Annotated in this window: 14 protein-coding genes; 5 read left to right on the top strand and 9 right to left on the bottom strand. The window is 67.4% G+C overall.

What is annotated here, in order from left to right; all coding sequences use genetic code 11:
* The first annotated feature begins 87 nt into the window (after nt 1–87).
* Together ACZ5BU_RS01995 and ACZ5BU_RS01990 are read left to right on the top strand one after the other, a co-directional pair.
* The gene (locus ACZ5BU_RS01995) at nt 88–1,533 is read left to right on the top strand and encodes a serine/threonine-protein kinase (RefSeq protein WP_465694802.1); all 1,446 of its coding nucleotides are present in this window, start codon (nt 88–90) and stop codon (nt 1,531–1,533) included.
* Nucleotides 1,534–1,638: 105 nt separating this feature from the next.
* A complete protein-coding gene (locus tag ACZ5BU_RS01990) occupies nt 1,639–2,829 on the top strand; it encodes an acyl-CoA dehydrogenase family protein (RefSeq protein WP_465694801.1) in 1,191 nt (396 codons plus the stop codon).
* A gap of 72 nt (nt 2,830–2,901) precedes the next feature.
* Here ACZ5BU_RS01990 and ACZ5BU_RS01985 read toward each other — a convergent pair whose 3' ends face one another.
* Both ACZ5BU_RS01985 and ACZ5BU_RS01980 read right to left on the bottom strand, forming a co-directional pair.
* Complete coding sequence (locus tag ACZ5BU_RS01985) at nt 2,902–3,942, bottom strand: ArsR/SmtB family transcription factor (protein WP_465694800.1); 1,041 nt, start codon at nt 3,940–3,942, stop codon at nt 2,902–2,904.
* Nucleotides 3,943–4,059: 117 nt separating this feature from the next.
* Entirely contained in the window at nt 4,060–5,166 is a 1,107-nt protein-coding gene (locus ACZ5BU_RS01980) for a magnesium and cobalt transport protein CorA (RefSeq protein ID WP_465694799.1), read from the bottom strand.
* Between the two features lie 77 nt (nt 5,167–5,243).
* Between ACZ5BU_RS01980 and ACZ5BU_RS01975 the strand changes: the two genes are divergently transcribed.
* A complete protein-coding gene (locus tag ACZ5BU_RS01975) occupies nt 5,244–5,774 on the top strand; it encodes a YflT domain-containing protein (RefSeq protein WP_465694797.1) in 531 nt (176 codons plus the stop codon).
* Between the two features lie 91 nt (nt 5,775–5,865).
* The gene (locus tag ACZ5BU_RS01970) at nt 5,866–6,372 is read left to right on the top strand and encodes a MaoC family dehydratase (protein ID WP_465694796.1); all 507 of its coding nucleotides are present in this window, start codon (nt 5,866–5,868) and stop codon (nt 6,370–6,372) included.
* On the opposite strand, the gene ACZ5BU_RS01965 is transcribed toward ACZ5BU_RS01970, so the two are convergent.
* The 5 genes from ACZ5BU_RS01965 to ACZ5BU_RS01945 all read right to left on the bottom strand — a co-directional run bounded on the left by ACZ5BU_RS01965 (nt 6,373) and on the right by ACZ5BU_RS01945 (nt 11,177).
* Nucleotides 6,373–6,660 (bottom strand): hypothetical protein, encoded by a 288-nt coding sequence (locus ACZ5BU_RS01965; RefSeq protein WP_465694794.1) that lies wholly within the window; start codon nt 6,658–6,660, stop codon nt 6,373–6,375. It abuts the gene before it with no gap.
* 142 nt (nt 6,661–6,802) lie between these two features.
* Nucleotides 6,803–8,101: an alpha-L-fucosidase gene (locus tag ACZ5BU_RS01960; protein ID WP_465694793.1), complete on the bottom strand. Its 1,299-nt coding sequence runs from the start codon at nt 8,099–8,101 to the stop codon at nt 6,803–6,805.
* 22 nt (nt 8,102–8,123) lie between these two features.
* Nucleotides 8,124–8,969, bottom strand: a complete 846-nt coding sequence (locus tag ACZ5BU_RS01955) for a carbohydrate ABC transporter permease (RefSeq protein WP_465694792.1) — start codon at nt 8,967–8,969, stop codon at nt 8,124–8,126.
* Nucleotides 8,962–9,909 (bottom strand): carbohydrate ABC transporter permease, encoded by a 948-nt coding sequence (locus tag ACZ5BU_RS01950; RefSeq protein WP_465694790.1) that lies wholly within the window; start codon nt 9,907–9,909, stop codon nt 8,962–8,964. Before ACZ5BU_RS01950 ends, ACZ5BU_RS01955 begins: the two co-directional genes overlap by 8 nt.
* On the bottom strand, nt 9,909–11,177 hold the full coding sequence (locus tag ACZ5BU_RS01945; protein WP_465694789.1) for an ABC transporter substrate-binding protein: 1,269 nt from the start codon (nt 11,175–11,177) through the stop codon (nt 9,909–9,911). The genes ACZ5BU_RS01950 and ACZ5BU_RS01945 overlap by 1 nt, the downstream gene beginning before the upstream one ends.
* A gap of 178 nt (nt 11,178–11,355) precedes the next feature.
* Here ACZ5BU_RS01945 and ACZ5BU_RS01940 point away from each other — a divergent pair, with 178 nt between their 5' ends.
* The gene (locus ACZ5BU_RS01940) at nt 11,356–12,117 is read left to right on the top strand and encodes a FadR/GntR family transcriptional regulator (protein WP_465694788.1); all 762 of its coding nucleotides are present in this window, start codon (nt 11,356–11,358) and stop codon (nt 12,115–12,117) included.
* Here ACZ5BU_RS01940 and ACZ5BU_RS01935 read toward each other — a convergent pair.
* The gene (locus ACZ5BU_RS01935) at nt 12,023–13,822 is read right to left on the bottom strand and encodes a GH39 family glycosyl hydrolase (RefSeq protein WP_465694787.1); all 1,800 of its coding nucleotides are present in this window, start codon (nt 13,820–13,822) and stop codon (nt 12,023–12,025) included. The two genes, ACZ5BU_RS01940 and ACZ5BU_RS01935, sit on opposite strands and share 95 nt — an antisense overlap.
* On the bottom strand, nt 13,823–15,379 hold the full coding sequence (locus ACZ5BU_RS01930; RefSeq protein WP_465694785.1) for a glucoamylase family protein: 1,557 nt from the start codon (nt 15,377–15,379) through the stop codon (nt 13,823–13,825).
* Between the last annotated feature and the right edge of the window lie 7 nt (nt 15,380–15,386).

The following is a 15,386-nucleotide window of genomic DNA, read 5'->3' as shown; positions in this document are numbered from 1 at the left end:
GAGGTTTCTGAAGCTTTTCCCCGTGGACTCGATCATCCGGCGCTTCGCCGCCTAAGGTGGGCCGGTCCGCTGCGGAAGGTGTGTTGTGTGAACGGCGAGGTACTGGCAGGTCGGTACCGGTTGCTGACCCTGTTGGGCAGGGGCGGTGCGGGTGAGGTGTGGCAGGCCGAGGACACGGTCCTCGCCCGTCAGGTGGCGGTCAAGCTGCTGCGCAGCCTCGACGGTGACCCGATGGACGCGGTGGAGCGGTTCCGCGCCGAGGCTCAATCAGCCGCTCGATTGACGCATCCGAACGTGGTGGCGACCTACGACGTCGGCACCGAGGGCGACCACGTGTTCCTGGTGATGGAACTCGTACTGGGTCCGGACCTCGCCAAGCTGATGCGTACGTCGGGACTCCCGACCGCGAGCCTGGTCGAAAACATCGCCACACAGGGCGCCCGTGCGCTGGACGCCGCCCACGAGGCCGGCATCGTGCACCGCGACATCAAGCCCGCGAACCTGCTGATGGCACCGGACGGCACGGTCAAGATGACCGACTTCGGGATCGCGAAGCGCGCCGGCAACGAGACGACGGGCTTGGGTGTCCTGCTCGGTACGGCATCGTACGTATCGCCGGAGCAGGTCCGCGGCGAGCCCGCGACCCCCGCCAGCGACTGGTACTCGTTCGGCTGCGTGCTGCATGAGCTCCTGACCGGTACGCCGCCGTTCACCGGGCCGACCGCCGACGTGGTGATGCGGCAGCACCTCGACTCACCACCTCCGCCGATCACGCGTACCGACGTACCGGCTGAGCTCGCCGGGCTCGTGACGCACCTGCTGGCGAAGGACCCCGCCGAACGACCCTCGTCGGCCGCTGATGTGACCGCGCTGCTTTCGCCGGCCAACCAGACCCAGGTGCTGGCCTACACGCCGCCTGCGGTGGCGGACGTAGTCGGCGTTGGACGCTGGGAGGACGACTCCGCCGAGCCGGAGGCCGCTACCCATCGCGCGCCAGGCGCAGGCTTCCCCCGGGCCAAGGCCGCCGTAGCTGCGGCCGTGGTCGTGGTTGTCGCTGTGGTGGGGGCGCTGCTGTTGCGGGCGGGCGTGTCGAACGATCCGCCGGCGCAGGCGGGCGGCACTCCGTCTGCTCCCGTCAAGAAGGCCACGGCCGCGCCCAAGACGACGCAGAAGCCTACGCCGACGCCTACCCCCACCAAGACGACTCCCACCACGAAGCCGAAACCCAAGCAGACGCAGAACCCGCAGGCGCTGCTGGTACAGCGGCTGCGGACCCTGGCCGCACAGGTACGGGCAACGCAACAAGACAGCCACAGCAAGGCGCCACGTGATGCAGCGGACCAGCTGGACCAGGCAGCGCAGGCAGTGGATCAGGGTGACCTGCAGTCCGCGGCACAGCACTTCTACACGGCCAGGCAGCGTCTCGCGGAGGCACAGCAGCGCAACCGCTGGCAGGCCACGCAGCAGATCGTCTCGCTGTTCTCGACCATCGCGCAGACGCTGCCACGGCCGGACGGCAACAACCACGAGTGAGCCACGCGACCTCCCGCAGGTGGCCGGTGTCACAGCGGGTGTCCTCTCGTCCCGGGATGCTGTGAACCGCGATACTCGCTGGTAAGCAGGCCAAGGAGGCGCAGGATGAGCAGGTTGCAGCAGACCGACGGGCTGACCGACATTCAGGAGGAGATCCTGAAGACGGTCCGGGCCTTCGTCGAGGCGGAGATCCTCCCGGTCGCCACCGAGCTCGAGCACCGCGACGAGTACCCGACCGAGATCGTCGAGGGCCTCAAGGAGCTCGGCCTGTTCGGCCTGATGATCCCCGAGGAGTACGGCGGCCTCGGCGAATCGCTGCTCACGTACGCCCTGTGCGTGGAGGAGATCGCCCGCGGCTGGATGAGCGTCTCCGGCATCATCAACACGCACTTCATCGTCGCGTACATGCTGCTGCAGCACGGCACCGACGAGCAGAAGCAGAAGTACCTGCCGCGGATGGCGACCGGTGAGGTGCGCGGCGCGTTCTCGATGTCCGAGCCGGGCTGCGGTTCCGACGTGGCCGCGATCAAGACCAAGGCCGTCAAAGACGGCGACGACTACGTCATCAACGGCCAGAAGATGTGGCTGACCAACGGCGGCTCGTCGAACCTGGTGGCCGTACTGGTCAAGACCGACGAGGGCGCGGACTCGGTCTACAAGAACATGACGACGTTCCTGGTCGAGAAGGAACCCGGGTTCGGCGAGGTCGACAAGGGCCTGACGGTGCCGGGCAAGATCGAGAAGATGGGCTACAAGGGCGTCGACACCACCGAGCTGGTGTTCGACGGGTACCGGATCGACGGCGCGCAGATCCTCGGCGGCGTACCGGGCAAGGGTTTCTACCAGATGATGGACGGCGTCGAGGTCGGCCGGGTGAACGTCGCGGCCCGCGGCTGCGGCGTGGCGCGACGGGCCTTCGAGCTCGGGATCTCGTACGCCCAGCAGCGCGAGACGTTCGGCAAGAAGATCGCCGAACACCAGGCGGTACTGTTCCGGCTCGCCGACATGGCGGTGAAGGTCGAGGCGGCGCACGAGCTGATGGTGAAGGCGGCCCGCAAGAAGGACAGCGGGTCCCGCAACGACTTCGAGGCGGGCGTCGCGAAGTACCTGGCCAGCGAGTACTGCTCGCAGGTCGTCGAGGACTCGTTCCGCATCCACGGCGGCTACGGGTTCTCCAAGGAGTACGAGATCGAGCGGCTGTACCGCGAGGCCCCGATGCTGCTGATCGGTGAAGGGACCGCCGACATCCAGCGGATGATCATCGGCCGGCGCCTGCTGGAGGACTACAAGCTCTGAGCTGAACTGCCCGGCGCGCTGGGTCGACGGGCGGGGCGGTGCCAGTCGGCCCAGCGCGCATTGGGGCAGGGGCTAGGAGGGGGCCCGGTTCGAGCCGTGGCCGGAGAGCAGCCAGATGCCCAGCTGGGTGATCTCGTGCCGCACCGAGGCGCCGGACCGGCGGGTGGTGATCAGCCCGGCCTCACGCAGCACCGTCGCCTGGTGGCTGGCCGCTGCCGGGGAGATGTGGCAGCGTTTCGCCAGCTCCGTCGTCGTACAGCCGGAGACCGCGGCCTCCAGGGCGGCGGCCCGGGTCGACCCGAGCAACGAGCCCAGCGGATCACTCGAGGGCGCAGGCTCCACCGACGTCTGCCGCAGGATGCCCGGCGCGTGCTGGATCGGGTACACCAGGATCGGTTTCAGGTCCGGGTCCCGCAGCTTGGTCGGTACCTGCCAGCAGAACGCCGAAGGCTGCAACTCGATTCCCCTGCCATCGAGATACAGATCGCGGTCGTTCAGGTCCAGCACCTGCAGGACCGGTGCGACCCACCGGACCCGCGGGTGCAGCGACGACAGCAGCTGGTGCACGCCGTGCCGGGCCAGCGCCTCCCCACGATGGGCGTGGTCGGCGGACACGTGCGTGCCGATCGACTTCCAGTACGGCGCGATCGCGGCGTCGTAGTACGTCCGGATCGCCCGGCCCAGCTTTGCCATCGACGTACGGCCGCCCTGGGCCAGCTCCCGTGTCCACGGTGAGGCGGGGCGGTACTGCGCGAGCAGGTCGAGCTGGCTACGCAGCTGCTGCCGCGGGGTCGCCAGCGCCTGCTCCAGCGCGGTGTCGAAGTCCGGTGCGGACCCGGCCGGGGTCAGGAAGTCCGGGGAGTACCCCTTGGGTGGGGTCAGCTCCAGCAGCAGGCGCATCTGGTCCGGCGCGACCGTGGTCCGTACGTGCCGGCGCCAGTCCTCGAAGATCAGCCTGCCCTCGGACTGCTGCAGCATGTGCAGGCTGAGCAGCACTTCCCACAGCGGTGCCGGCGTGGTGGCCACCGTGACCCGGGTCAGGTCGCGCGGCGTGAAATGAATTCGCAGCACCGCGATCCCTCCCAGCTTCTGTCGATCACGGAAAGTGTCCATTTCCTGACCGAACGCGACGCCAGAATTCAATCAAAGCAGCGGAGCAGGCGACAACTGTTTGAACATTCCAATCCGGGAGTAGTCCCGGCCATGGCAAAAGGTTGCCAACTCACTCGATCAGAGCCAGTGATTGCGCTTGAACAGCCGGTAAAGCGTGAAACACGCGCAGACCATCACGCCGAGCACCACGAAGTACGCGTATTTCAGCCGCAGTTCCGGCATGTAGTCGAAGTTCATCCCGTAGATTCCGGCGATCATCGTCGGCACCGCGAGAATGGCGACCCAGGCGGAGATCCGGCGCATGTCCTCGTTCTCGGCCACCTGGACCTGGGCCAGCCCGGCCTGCAGGATCGAGCTGAGCAGTTCGTCGAACGAGATCACCTGCTCCTTCACCCGCTGCAGGTGGTCGTCGACGTCTCGGAAGTAGTTCCTGGTCTCCTCGGCGATCAACGGGTGCCGCAGCGTCGCGAGCGCCCGCATCGGGCCGGTCAGCGGGGCCACGGCCCGTTTGAGCTCCAGGACCTCGCGCTTGAGCTGGTAGACCCGATCGATGTTGCGCCAGCCGCGCGGCGTGAACATGTCGGTCTCGATCAGGTCGATGTCGGCCTGGACGGCGTCCGCGACCTCCAGATACCGGTCGACGACATGGTCGGCGATGGCATGCAGTACGGCGCCGGGGCCGGTCGCGAGGCGATGCCGCTCCTTCTCGAGGTCCTGGCGCAGCCCTGTCAGCTCACTATGTTCACCGTGGCGCACTGTGACCACGAAGCCGCGGCCGCAGAACACCATGACCTCACCTGTCGCCACGACTTCGCTGGTGGCGGTCAGGTCGCGGTGCGGTACGTACGTGACCGTCTTGAACACTGCGAACAGCGTCTCGCCGTACCGCTCCAGCTTGGGGCGCTGGTGCGCCTCGGAGGCGTCCTCGAGTGCCAGCGGGTGCAGCCCGAACTCCGCGCCGATGATGGCGAGCTGGTGGGCGGTCGGCTCGAACAGACCGATCCAGACGAACCCCTGTCCGTGTTGCGCCCGGTCAAGCGCCTCCGTGTACGAGTCGACCCGGTGGTCGCGGACACCGTCGCGGTACAGGCCCCAGTCGACCAGGGCACCCTCGAGCTTCCCGGTGACCACCTCGTCCGACGGGCGTCCGCCAGCGCCGCCACGCCGGGCGAAGACCCGTCCCACGCGGCGTGTCGCGCCCATGTCCCATCGTCGCCCGGCCATCACCGGCGAGGCTATCAAGACGTGGTAACCAGCCGTCGGCAATGATGGGGGGTGGAAGCACGTGGAGAGGAACGACGATGACCGCGCAGGGCATGCCCTCGATGGACCCCAGGCCGACCGGCCTGACGATCGGGACGTACGACACCTACCGGGAGGCGCAGCGAGCAGTCGACTACCTCTCGGACGAGAAGTTCCCGGTCGAGCACACGACCATCGTCGGCAACAACCTCCGTCAGGTCGAGAAGATCACCGGTCGGCTCACCTGGAGCCGGGCGCTGACCGCGGGGCTGGCCAGCGGTGCCTGGTTCGGTCTGTTCGTCGGTCTGCTGCTCGGGCTCTTCACTACCAACAACATGCTTGCCGCGCTGCTCACAGGCGTCGTGCTGGGCGCCTTCTTCGGACTGGTGTTCGGTGGGCTCAGCTACGCGCAGTCCGCCGGCCGGCGGGACTTCACCTCGCGGACGGCGGTCGTCGCCACGACGTACGACGTACTCTGCGACTTCAAGTTCGCCGAAGAGGCGCGCAACCACCTGGCCAAGCTGGCGCTCAAGGGCGAGGTGCACCCGTTGTTGCCGCAGCAGTCACACCCGCAGCAGGACCGGCCGTGACCTATCTCTCCTCCTGGTGAGAGCCAGACCACGGCCAGGACGTGGCCGGACCCGGCAGCATGGGGAATCCAGGAGCTGAGGAGGAGCCGGGATGCAGTTCGGGCGCAGTTACGAAGAGTTCGAGGTCGGGGCGGTCTACAAGCACTGGCCGGGCAAGACGGTGACGGAGTACGACGACCACCTGTTCTGCCTGCTCACGATGAACCACCATCCGCTGCACCTGGACACGAACTACGCGGAGCAGACCACCCAGTTCGGCAAGAACGTTGTGGTGGGCAACTACATCTACTCGATCCTGCTCGGGATGTCGGTACCGGACGTGAGCGGCAAGGCGATCGCGAACCTGGAGATCGAGTCCCTGCGGCACGTCGCGCCGACCTTCCACGGCGACACGATCTACGGCGAGACGGTCGTCCTGGACAAGTGGGAGTCCAAGTCCAAGGACGACCGTGGCGTGGTGTACGTCGAGACCAAGGGCTACAAGCAGGACGGCACCGTCGTCTGCCTGTTCCGCCGCAAGGTCATGGTCCCGAAGAACAACTACCTGGAAGCCCGGGGCGGGGAACAGCCTGGCCGTCCGATCCCCGCGGGCGACTGATCAACCGCCGATCTCGGCGGCGACCGGGAGGACGGTGAGCACAGGCTCCGCGCCGACCGACCTGAACAACGCCGGTGCGGCGGGCGGTTCGGGCGCGCTGCGCATCGCGTCGAGCGCAGCCTGGTCGCGCCAGAGGGTCTGGATCCGCCAGTGCTCGTCGTCCTCCCGCAGCAGCCACGACCGCACGAGCCCGTCCGGCACCGGCGCTTCGGCCAGCTTCCGGTAACCGTCCAGCACTTCCTGTTCCCCAACGACCGGAACTGTCGCGCGTACCTCGGTCAAGATCATGATTCCCCCTCAGGAGCCGTGCCTTCAGAATGGCACCGTTTGCGGGTTGGAGCGCCGTACGGTCACCGACTTGTCAGCGGACGAGCGGCCCGTCCGGGGAGGGGAACCCGGGCGGACCGCTCGCTTACCGCGGACCGATGGTCTAGAGGAACAGCTCGATCACCGGGACGAGTACGTTCGGCTTCTGGATGGGGAGCTTCAGGGTCAGCGTGTCGGCGCCGACTCCGCCCATCGTGGTGTTCTGGGCCTGCTGGTGTGGGTCGTTGACGATGCGCTTGATCTCTGAGGCGTCGTTCAGGAGCTGGGCGTACTTGACCTTGCCGGCCAGGCCCGGCAGGTGGATGTGGCCCATCGGCCAGGAGAACAGGTGCAGGTAGAGCCGGTTGCCCTTCTGCGTGAACCGGCAGTCGGCCGGCGCGGTGTACTCCGAAGGCCGCGCCCCGCGGATCGAGCGTTCGTGCAGCCGCATCCACTCGCCGATGGACGCCAGCGTCGCCAGTGCCCGCGGGTCGAACTCGCCGCGGCCGGTCGGGCCGACGTTCAGCAGCAGGTTGCCGTCCTTGGAGACCGAGTCGACGAGCATCTTCACCAGCGTCTCGGGTGACTTCCAGTCCAGGTTGTCCCGGTCGTACCCCCAGCTGCCGTTCAGCGTCTGGCACGCCTCCCACAGCACCGGTACGCCGTCGCGCTGCATCGGGGCGTCCGGCTGGTACTGCTCCGGCGTCACGAAGTCGCCCGGGATGTCCAGCCGGTCGTTGATCAGGATGTCCGGCTGCAGCTCCCGTACCATCGCCATCAGCTCGACGGACCGCCAGTCGTCGCGTCCCTTGCCGTGGCCGTCCCGCCCGTCGGGGTACTTCCGGCCGGGGTAGGAGAAGTCGAACCACATGATGTCGATCGGCCCGTAGTTCGTGAGCAGCTCGCGGGTCTGGGCGTGCAGGTAGTCGGCGTACACCTGGACGTCCCGCCCGGCCGCCTTCGCGATCGCCTCCTCGTCGTCGCGCTGCGGGTGCACCAGGTCGATCGGGAACTCGGGGTGGTGCCAGTCGATCAGTGAGTGGTAGAACCCGACCCCGAGGCCCTCGGCCCGGCACGCCTCGACGAACTGCTTGACCAGGTCCTTGCCCGCACCCCAGGCGGTGTGCGCGACCGTGTAGTCGGACACCTCGGAGTCCCACAGGCAGAAGCCTTCGTGATGCTTGGTTGTGAGTACGGCGTACTTCATCCCGGCCTCACGCGCCGCGCGGGCCCACTTGCTCGGGTCGTACAGGTCCGGCTCGAAGTGGTCGAAGTACGGCTGGTAGTCCTCGTCGGTCAGCCGTTCGTAGTTCTTCACCCACTCGTGGCGGGCGGGCAGCGAGTACAGCCCCCAGTGGACGAACAGGCCGAACCGCCAGTCGCGGAACTTCTCGACGGAATGCGCGGGAGGCGCGTCGGTCATCTTTCAACACTCCTTAAAGGTTTTAGCGGCCGCCCAGGCCGGTGACGAGCAGGCCGCGGACGAGATGCTTCTGGAGGAGTACGACGAGCAGGATGGTCGGGACCATCGCCATCACCGACGCCGCCATCATCAGGTTCCACTGCGTTCCCTGCTGGCCGACGAACTGCGCCAGACCCAACGGCACCGTGCCCTTGTCCTCGACGCTGTTGATGATGACCAGCGGCCACAGGAAACTGCCCCAGAAGCTGATGAACGTGAAGACGGTCAGTACGGCGATGGCCGGCCGCGCGAGCGGCAGCATGATCCGGAAGAACGAGCCGAACGGCCCGCACCCGTCCACTCGGGCCGCTTCTTCGAGCTCGGCCGGTACGGTCAGGAAGAACTGCCGGAGCAGGAACGTGCCGAACGCGGTGAACGCCCACGGCAGGATCAGCGCCCAGTAGCTGTCCACCCAGCCGAGCGACTGCATCAGCCAGTACATCGGCACGATCAGCACTTCCTGCGGCACCATCAACGTGCCCAGGAACAGGACGAACAGTTGCTCCCGGCCCCTGAACTGCAAGCGGGCGAAGGCGTACGCCGACATGCTCGAGGCGATCACCACGATCAGCGTGCCGGCGATCGCGACGAACAGGCTGTTCAGGAAGTACCGCCCGAACGGCGCGAACGAGAACGCGTCGGCGTAGTTCTGCCAGCGGATGTGCGAACCGAACAGGTGCGGCGTCGCGGTGAACACCTCGTCCGCGGGCTTCAGCGACGTCGAGGCGGCGTACACCAGCGGCCCGAGGAACAGGATCGCGACAATGATCAGCAGGATGTGCGAGGCGCCGTTGCGGACACGGCGTACGGCAACCGAGGCTTCAGACATCGTAGTTCACCCACTTCCGCTGGCCGACGAACTGGATCGCGGTGATGCCCATGATGATCACGAACAGCACCCACCCGGCCGCCGACGCCAGCCCCATGCTGAGGAACTGCCAGCCCTGGTTGTAGACGTACATCACGATCGTCTGGGTGGACACGCCCGGACCGCCCTGGGTCAGGATGAACGGCTGCGCGAACACCTGGAACGACGTGATCAGCGTCATCGTGGTGGCGAAGAAGATCGACGGCGTGATCATCGGCCAGGTGATGTGCCGGAATCGTTGCAGCGGACTGGCACCGTCGATCTCGGCCGACTCCAGCTGCGACTGCGGCACCTGGTCGAGGGCCGCCGAGAAGACCAGGAAGTTGTACCCGAAGCCCTGCCAGATCGACATCGCGACGATCGCGGGCATCGCCCAGTTCGACGAGCCGAGGAAGTTCGGTGCGTTGATGCCGAACCAGGTCTGCAGCCCGCTGTCCAGCAAGCCGCCGGGCTGGAACAGCAGCCGCCAGACCATCACGTTCGCGACCATCGGCGTCATCACCGGGATGAAGAACAGCACCCGGAACGCCTGCCTGCCCTTGATCTTGGGCCCCAGCCAGGTCGCCAGCCCGAGCGATACGACCACGTTCAGCGGTACGTACAGCACCACGAACAGCGCGGTGTTCAGGACCACGCGGCGGAACACCGGATCGCCCAGCAGGTGCGAGTAGTTGCCGAAGCCAAGGAACTTGCGGTCGCCGAACACCGGCCAGTCGAACAGGCTGATCCCCAGTGCCATCGCGGTGGGGAACAGCGTGAACAACGCCAGGCCGCCGAGACTCGGAGCGAGGAAGACCGAGGCGTACCGGCCGTCCCGCCGCAGCGCGGGCCGGCGCCCCGCCCGGCGCGCGCCTGCAGGCGGCGAGCCGGACGGGGCGACGGTGGTGGTTTCAGTGGCCATCAGGAACCTGCGCCTGCCTGGTCCTGGATGGTCTTGAGCGCCTGGTCGGGCGGGACCTCACCGTTCAGGGCCTGGGTGCCGAACCGGGTGAGCAGGTCGGCGACCTGGACCCAGTTCTTCGTGGTGACGAGGGCGATCGAGTGCTCGGAGGCGTAGTCGATGACCTCCTTGGCCTCCGGGATCTTCGCGGCGGTGAACCACGCCGGGTGCGCGACGGTCCGCGCCGGGTACGCCCGGCCGGCCTGGGCCAGTACGGTCAGCGGCTTCTCGCTCGTCATCGACATGATCGCCTGGAAGGCCGCGTCCGGCGTCTTGCAGGACCGGGAGATACCGAAGCCCGAGCCGGCGGTGTACGTCTTCGAACCGTCCGGGCCGGCCGGGATGGTCGCGATGCCGAGGTTGAACTTGACCTTGCCCATGGTGTCGATCAGCGACCAGGGGCCGTTCAGTTGCATCGCGGCCTTGCCGGAGACGAACGTGGTCGTCTCGAAGTCGCTGTTGCCGGACGGCACCTGCGGGGCGATCTTGTCGGTGCGGACGAAGTCGGTGTAGCCCTTGAAACCGTCCGCGAACTTGGAGTCGGTGAAGTTGAGCCTCCCGTCGGCGGTCGGCTCCGCGCCGGTCATGGTGCGCACCCAAGAAGTCACGCCGAGGTCGCCGGGGGACGTCACCAGGCCGTACTTGCCGGCGGCCGTCAGCTTCTTCGCGTCGGCCTTGAACTCGTCCATCGTCCAGCCCGGCTTCGGGTCGGCGAGGCCGGCGGCCTTGAACGCGTCCTTGTTGTAGAAGATCACCATCGGGCCGGAGTCGTACGGGATCGCGATCTGCTTTCCGTCGGCCTTCAGGCCGTCCATGATCGGCTTGTCGAAGTCCTCGGCCTTCAGCCCGTACTTCTTCATCAGGTCGTCGAGCGGGAGCATGGCGTTCGCGTACGAGGCCAGCCGCAGGCTCTGCATGCCGATGATGCACGGCGCTTTCCCACTGGCCAGCAGGGTGCCGATCTTGGACCAGTAGTTGTCCCAGGGGGCGCCCTGGAGCTTCACCGTGATACCGGAGTGGTCGGTATGCGCCTGGTCGGCGACCTTCTGCCAGGCGGCCTGGTCCTCGGCGCCGGCGACCCAGAACGACCAGGTCAGATCTGCCTTGTCGGCCGAGCCGGAGCTGCCGCTGCTGCCGTTGTTGCCCCCACAGGCGGCCACAGCAGTCAGGGCCAGTACCGACGTTGCGGTGATGGCCCAGCGGCGTACCCGCGCTGGTGTTGCTTTCATCGCTGACCTCCAGGGGATGTACTAGTCATCCGATCTATATGCCGAAGCCTTGACATGCGTCAACAGCTCGTGTCCTTAATTCAGGGTCGAAAGTCATCATTCAGTCTGAATTGACCCCTAGACATCCGATGTATTGTCGAGGGACATCCGATGTTTCGAGCCGAAGGAGGAGGGGTGCGTGCGGGTTACCGACGAAGCGATCGACCGGATCAAGCAGATGATCGTGGCCGGCGAGCTGCGGCCGGGTGACCGGTTGCCGCGCGAGGCCGACCTCGCGGCGCGCCTCGGGCTGTCCCGGAGCTCACTGCGCGAGGCGGTGAAGGCACTCGCGCTGATCCGGGTCCTGGAGGTCCGGCAGGGCGACGGGACCTACGTGACCAGCCTCGACCCGTCGCTGCTGATGGAGACGATGGGGTTCGTCCTGGACCTGCACCAGGACGCCTCGGTACTGGAGTTCTTCGAGGTACGACGGATTCTCGAGCCGGCCGCGGCGGCGCGGGCGGCGTTACGGATGCCGGAGGCCGACATCGCCGGGCTGCGCAAGCTCCTCGACGACCTCGGCCCGCAGCCGTCGGTCGAGGACCTGCTGGCCAGCGACGTGGAGTTTCACAAGGTGGTCGCGCTCGGCAGTGGCAACCGGGCGCTGGCGTCGATCATCGACAGCCTGCGCCAGCCGACGTACCGAGCCCGGATCTGGCGCGGGCTGACCCAGGACGACGCGGTCGCCCGTACCCTCTCCGAACATCGGGCGATCCTGGCCGCGATCGAGGGCCGGGAACCCGAGGTTGCGAGGGCATGGGCGACCGTGCACATTGCCGGGGTGGAGCGCTGGATCCAGGAGGCGGTCAATCTCGACGAGGACGAAGTTCGACCAAGATTGCGGACGGCATCGGGAGGGACAGTTCGACCGCTCCGCCGGATAACTCCAGTGGAGTACTGACCAGCTTCGTCTGCCCGGCGAGATCTGCGAGCTGTTCGTCGGTCGGCCACTCACCGAGGCCGGAGGCGGCCGTCGCCAGGTCGCCGACCCCGATGGCCAGTGTGGTGGCAGTGGCCTGCCAGGACGGATCCACGCCGGGCAGCTGCACGTGGACCGTCCTGGACAGTTCGGGGGCGCCGTCTGCCTTGGTCTGATCGAGGGTCAGGTTCCACAGCAGTACGGCGATCCGGTCGCGATCGCGGGACGCCCACGCTTCGACAAGGCTCCCAGCGCCGTCGCCCTCGTACGCCACCGGCAACTCGACCGGGCCGAGACGGCTGAGCAGCGTCATCGCGTGGTAGCGCGGTTTCGCCAGCCCACCAACGGTTTGCAGGCCGAAGCCGCCGTGCAGGAAGCGCGGCGGGCGGCCGAGCTCCTCGAAGTGGTCGGACGCGACCCAGTACGACAGCGCATCGATCCGGCCGGCCGCGGACCGCATCCCGCGGAGCAGGAAGACGCCGGAGAAGACCGAGTCGTTGATCGGGTTGAAGTGCGTCGGCGTGACGCCCCACTCGGTCCAGAGGATCCGCGCGTCGCCGAACCCGTGCCGCTCCAAGGACGCCCGCAGGTCGAGGGGCGGGCTCCCATACGTATGCGTTGACACGAAATCGACCGGTGTGTGGTGCTCGGCCGCATGTGCCAGCAGGTCGTCGACCCAGCCGGCCGCGGCCGACGACGGGCCGCCGACCTGCAGGCGGGGATCGACGGACTTCACGGCGGCGGCGGACACGTCGTACAGGTGCAGGTACTCGGCCTTCGTACCGGACCAGAACACCTCGAGATTCGCCTCGTTCCAGGCCTCGAAGTCCCAGGTCAGCACCTCGTCCAGCCCGTACCGGTCGACCAGGTGCAGGACGAGCGCCCGCACCAGGTCGTACCAGCGGTCGTAGGACGCCGGCGGCGAGATGATCGCGCCGTACGCGAACACCGTCTTCGCCGGGTCGCTCGCCAGCTCGCGCGGCATGAACCCGAGCTCGACCACCGGCCGCAGCCCGATCCCGAGCAGCTTGTCGTAGATCTGGTCGACCGTCGAGAAATCGTAGGTGTCGCCATCGATCACGTGCGTGTCATCGTGGAAGATCGCGTGCGCACGCACGGTCCGGACCCCGATCTCGTCGTGCATCCGGCGCAGCGCGGCCTCGAGCTCGACGCCGATCTCGTGACCGCCGGTGAGGTCCTTGCAGAGCAGCTGACTGAGTCGCTCGCTGCCGATCATCGGCTCCCACGGCCGCGACAGCTCGGTGCCCGCGGCAACCAGGTCGACGGTCACCGTGACGGTCGGAGCGATGCTGCCGGCAACCAACGGTACGGCGCCGACGGTGTGGCTCGGCCGCCCGTGCGCGGTCACCTCGGGCACGCTCGCGACCGCGTAACGGTACGGCGTACCCGGGGTGCACGTGGTGTCGACGTACGGCGGCGACGGCACCAAGAGTACGTCGCCGCTGTGGTGGTCGACCGGTTCCAGCGGACCGTGCTCGCCGGCTCCCCGGAAGATCAGGTAGCCGGCCGCGCCGTCCACCGGCGACCAGTCGATCGTCACCTGGCCGACGCCGCCGACCGCCCTGACCTCCTTCGGCGGATCGAGCTCCGGGAAGGCGAACTCGCGCTCCTCGTCGCTGCGAAGAGCGATCCGTTCGTCCCAGTCGGTCTTGGCGTCCTCCGGCATCTATGCGACTCCCGATCCGAACTGTTCCATCGCGATCAACGGCCGGATCCGTTCCTCGACCGTCCGGCTCGCGAAGTTCCGCCGGATCAGGTCGTTGCCGAACACGTTGCCGATGGCACCCATCACCATCGCCTGGTCGAGCGACAGGTACCGCTTCGCGATCAGCCCGGACTTCGTCGCCACCGAGTCGTAGAACCCGCCGGCGCCGTACGCGTGCAGTGTGTTCTCGATCTTGCTCAGGTTCTCGATCGCCTGCGCCGGTGCGTACGCCATCCCGAGGAAGGCCGCGTGCGGGGTGACCACGCCGTCGCCGTACGTCGGGTTCGGGTTGGTGCCTTCGCGGCAGCCCTCGAAGCCCGCGTCGTAGTTGGTGCCCTCGAGGTCGGACGGGTAGCCGCCCGGGTCCATCCCGATCGGCTCGACGCCGTAGACGGAGTACCCGCCCTTGGGGTTCGAGGCGGGGGAGAAGCCCCAGTAGCCGTACTTCGCGTCGTCCAGGCCGTGCTCGATCTGGGCGCGCACCGTCAGCGGGTGGTTGATGCCCCAGCTCCGTGGCGCCCAGGTCGCCTCCGGTACGAACAGGTCCGGCATCAGCGACTCGAACATGTCGCCGCCCCAGGACGGCACCAGCCGCATCCCGCGGTACTCGTACGTACCCTCGAAGATGTCGAGGCCGAGGTACGTCCGGTGTACGCCCTTCGGCCTCTGCTCCACCCACGACCAGTCGCACGTGTCGGGGAAGGTGCGGTAGGTCGCGAAGTACTGGGTGTGCGGGACCTGGTTGAGCGCGAACCCGACGTACCCGGCGATCCGGGCCTCGGTGTTGCAGGTGTCGTAGTGGAACTTGCGGTAGTACACGTCCGGGCCGACGCCGGCGTGGTTGCCTTTGTCGGTCTCCTCGTCCGGCGGCGGCGTCTCGAAGAAGCCGCCGCGCATCAGGCCGCCCGGGCGGGCCGCGGGGTTGTAGTAGTACTTGAAGTTCATCCGGTCCAGCAGCAGGTCCGCGAGGGCGCGGGCGCGCGGCTCGGCGTTGCGTACCACCATCAGCGCGCAGGCGAACCATGCGTTGTCGACGCTGGACACGAACGGCGTGATCGCGCGGGTCCCGTCCGGATCGACGTACCGCACCTCGCCGGTCGCTTCGTCGTACCAGTTGAAGTACATCCCACTTGGCACGTGGTGTACGGCGTTCTTCATTGTCGTCAGCGTCTGCGTGATCCGCCGCAACGACTCCTGCGGCGAGATGATCCCGAGGTGCTTCGCAACCACCGTGCTCCACAGGTAGCCGCCGATGTTGGTGGGGGAGGTGTAGTTGCTTCGGACCGGGCTGCTGACCGACTCTCCGATGTTGTCGGCCGGCAGTCCGGTGTGCTCGTCCGTCATCGCGACGATGCTGCGCCAGGTGTCCCGGGCCCACCGTCCGACAAGAGCCCGATCGGCAGGGCTGGGAACCCAAGGGCTGTTGGTTGTTCCTCCGAATGCGGGTGATGCGACCCCCGCAAGTCCAATCGCTCCGGTGGAGGCGAGCAAAGTACGGCGACTGATGAAGGCGGTCATCTGAGGT

This window comes from Kribbella sp. NPDC031520 (assembly GCF_055580825.1).
Note: the sequence above shows the minus strand (reverse complement) of the source record. Positions and strands in the feature narration are given on the sequence as shown.

Excerpts from the sequence above, each read along its gene's own strand:
- ACZ5BU_RS01990 (WP_465694801.1), top strand. The coding sequence starts at position 1,639 with ATGAGCAGGTTGCAGCAGACCGACGGGCTGACCGACATTCAGGAGGAG.
- ACZ5BU_RS01985 (WP_465694800.1), bottom strand. The coding sequence starts at position 3,942 with ATGGACACTTTCCGTGATCGACAGAAGCTGGGAGGGATCGCGGTGCTG.
- ACZ5BU_RS01980 (WP_465694799.1), bottom strand. The coding sequence starts at position 5,166 with ATGGCCGGGCGACGATGGGACATGGGCGCGACACGCCGCGTGGGACGG.
- ACZ5BU_RS01975 (WP_465694797.1), top strand. The coding sequence starts at position 5,244 with ATGACCGCGCAGGGCATGCCCTCGATGGACCCCAGGCCGACCGGCCTG.
- ACZ5BU_RS01970 (WP_465694796.1), top strand. The coding sequence starts at position 5,866 with ATGCAGTTCGGGCGCAGTTACGAAGAGTTCGAGGTCGGGGCGGTCTAC.
- ACZ5BU_RS01965 (WP_465694794.1), bottom strand. The coding sequence starts at position 6,660 with ATGATCTTGACCGAGGTACGCGCGACAGTTCCGGTCGTTGGGGAACAG.
- ACZ5BU_RS01960 (WP_465694793.1), bottom strand. The coding sequence starts at position 8,101 with ATGACCGACGCGCCTCCCGCGCATTCCGTCGAGAAGTTCCGCGACTGG.
- ACZ5BU_RS01955 (WP_465694792.1), bottom strand. The coding sequence starts at position 8,969 with ATGTCTGAAGCCTCGGTTGCCGTACGCCGTGTCCGCAACGGCGCCTCG.
- ACZ5BU_RS01950 (WP_465694790.1), bottom strand. The coding sequence starts at position 9,909 with ATGGCCACTGAAACCACCACCGTCGCCCCGTCCGGCTCGCCGCCTGCA.
- ACZ5BU_RS01945 (WP_465694789.1), bottom strand. The coding sequence starts at position 11,177 with ATGAAAGCAACACCAGCGCGGGTACGCCGCTGGGCCATCACCGCAACG.
- ACZ5BU_RS01935 (WP_465694787.1), bottom strand. The coding sequence starts at position 13,822 with ATGCCGGAGGACGCCAAGACCGACTGGGACGAACGGATCGCTCTTCGC.
- ACZ5BU_RS01930 (WP_465694785.1), bottom strand. The coding sequence starts at position 15,379 with ATGACCGCCTTCATCAGTCGCCGTACTTTGCTCGCCTCCACCGGAGCG.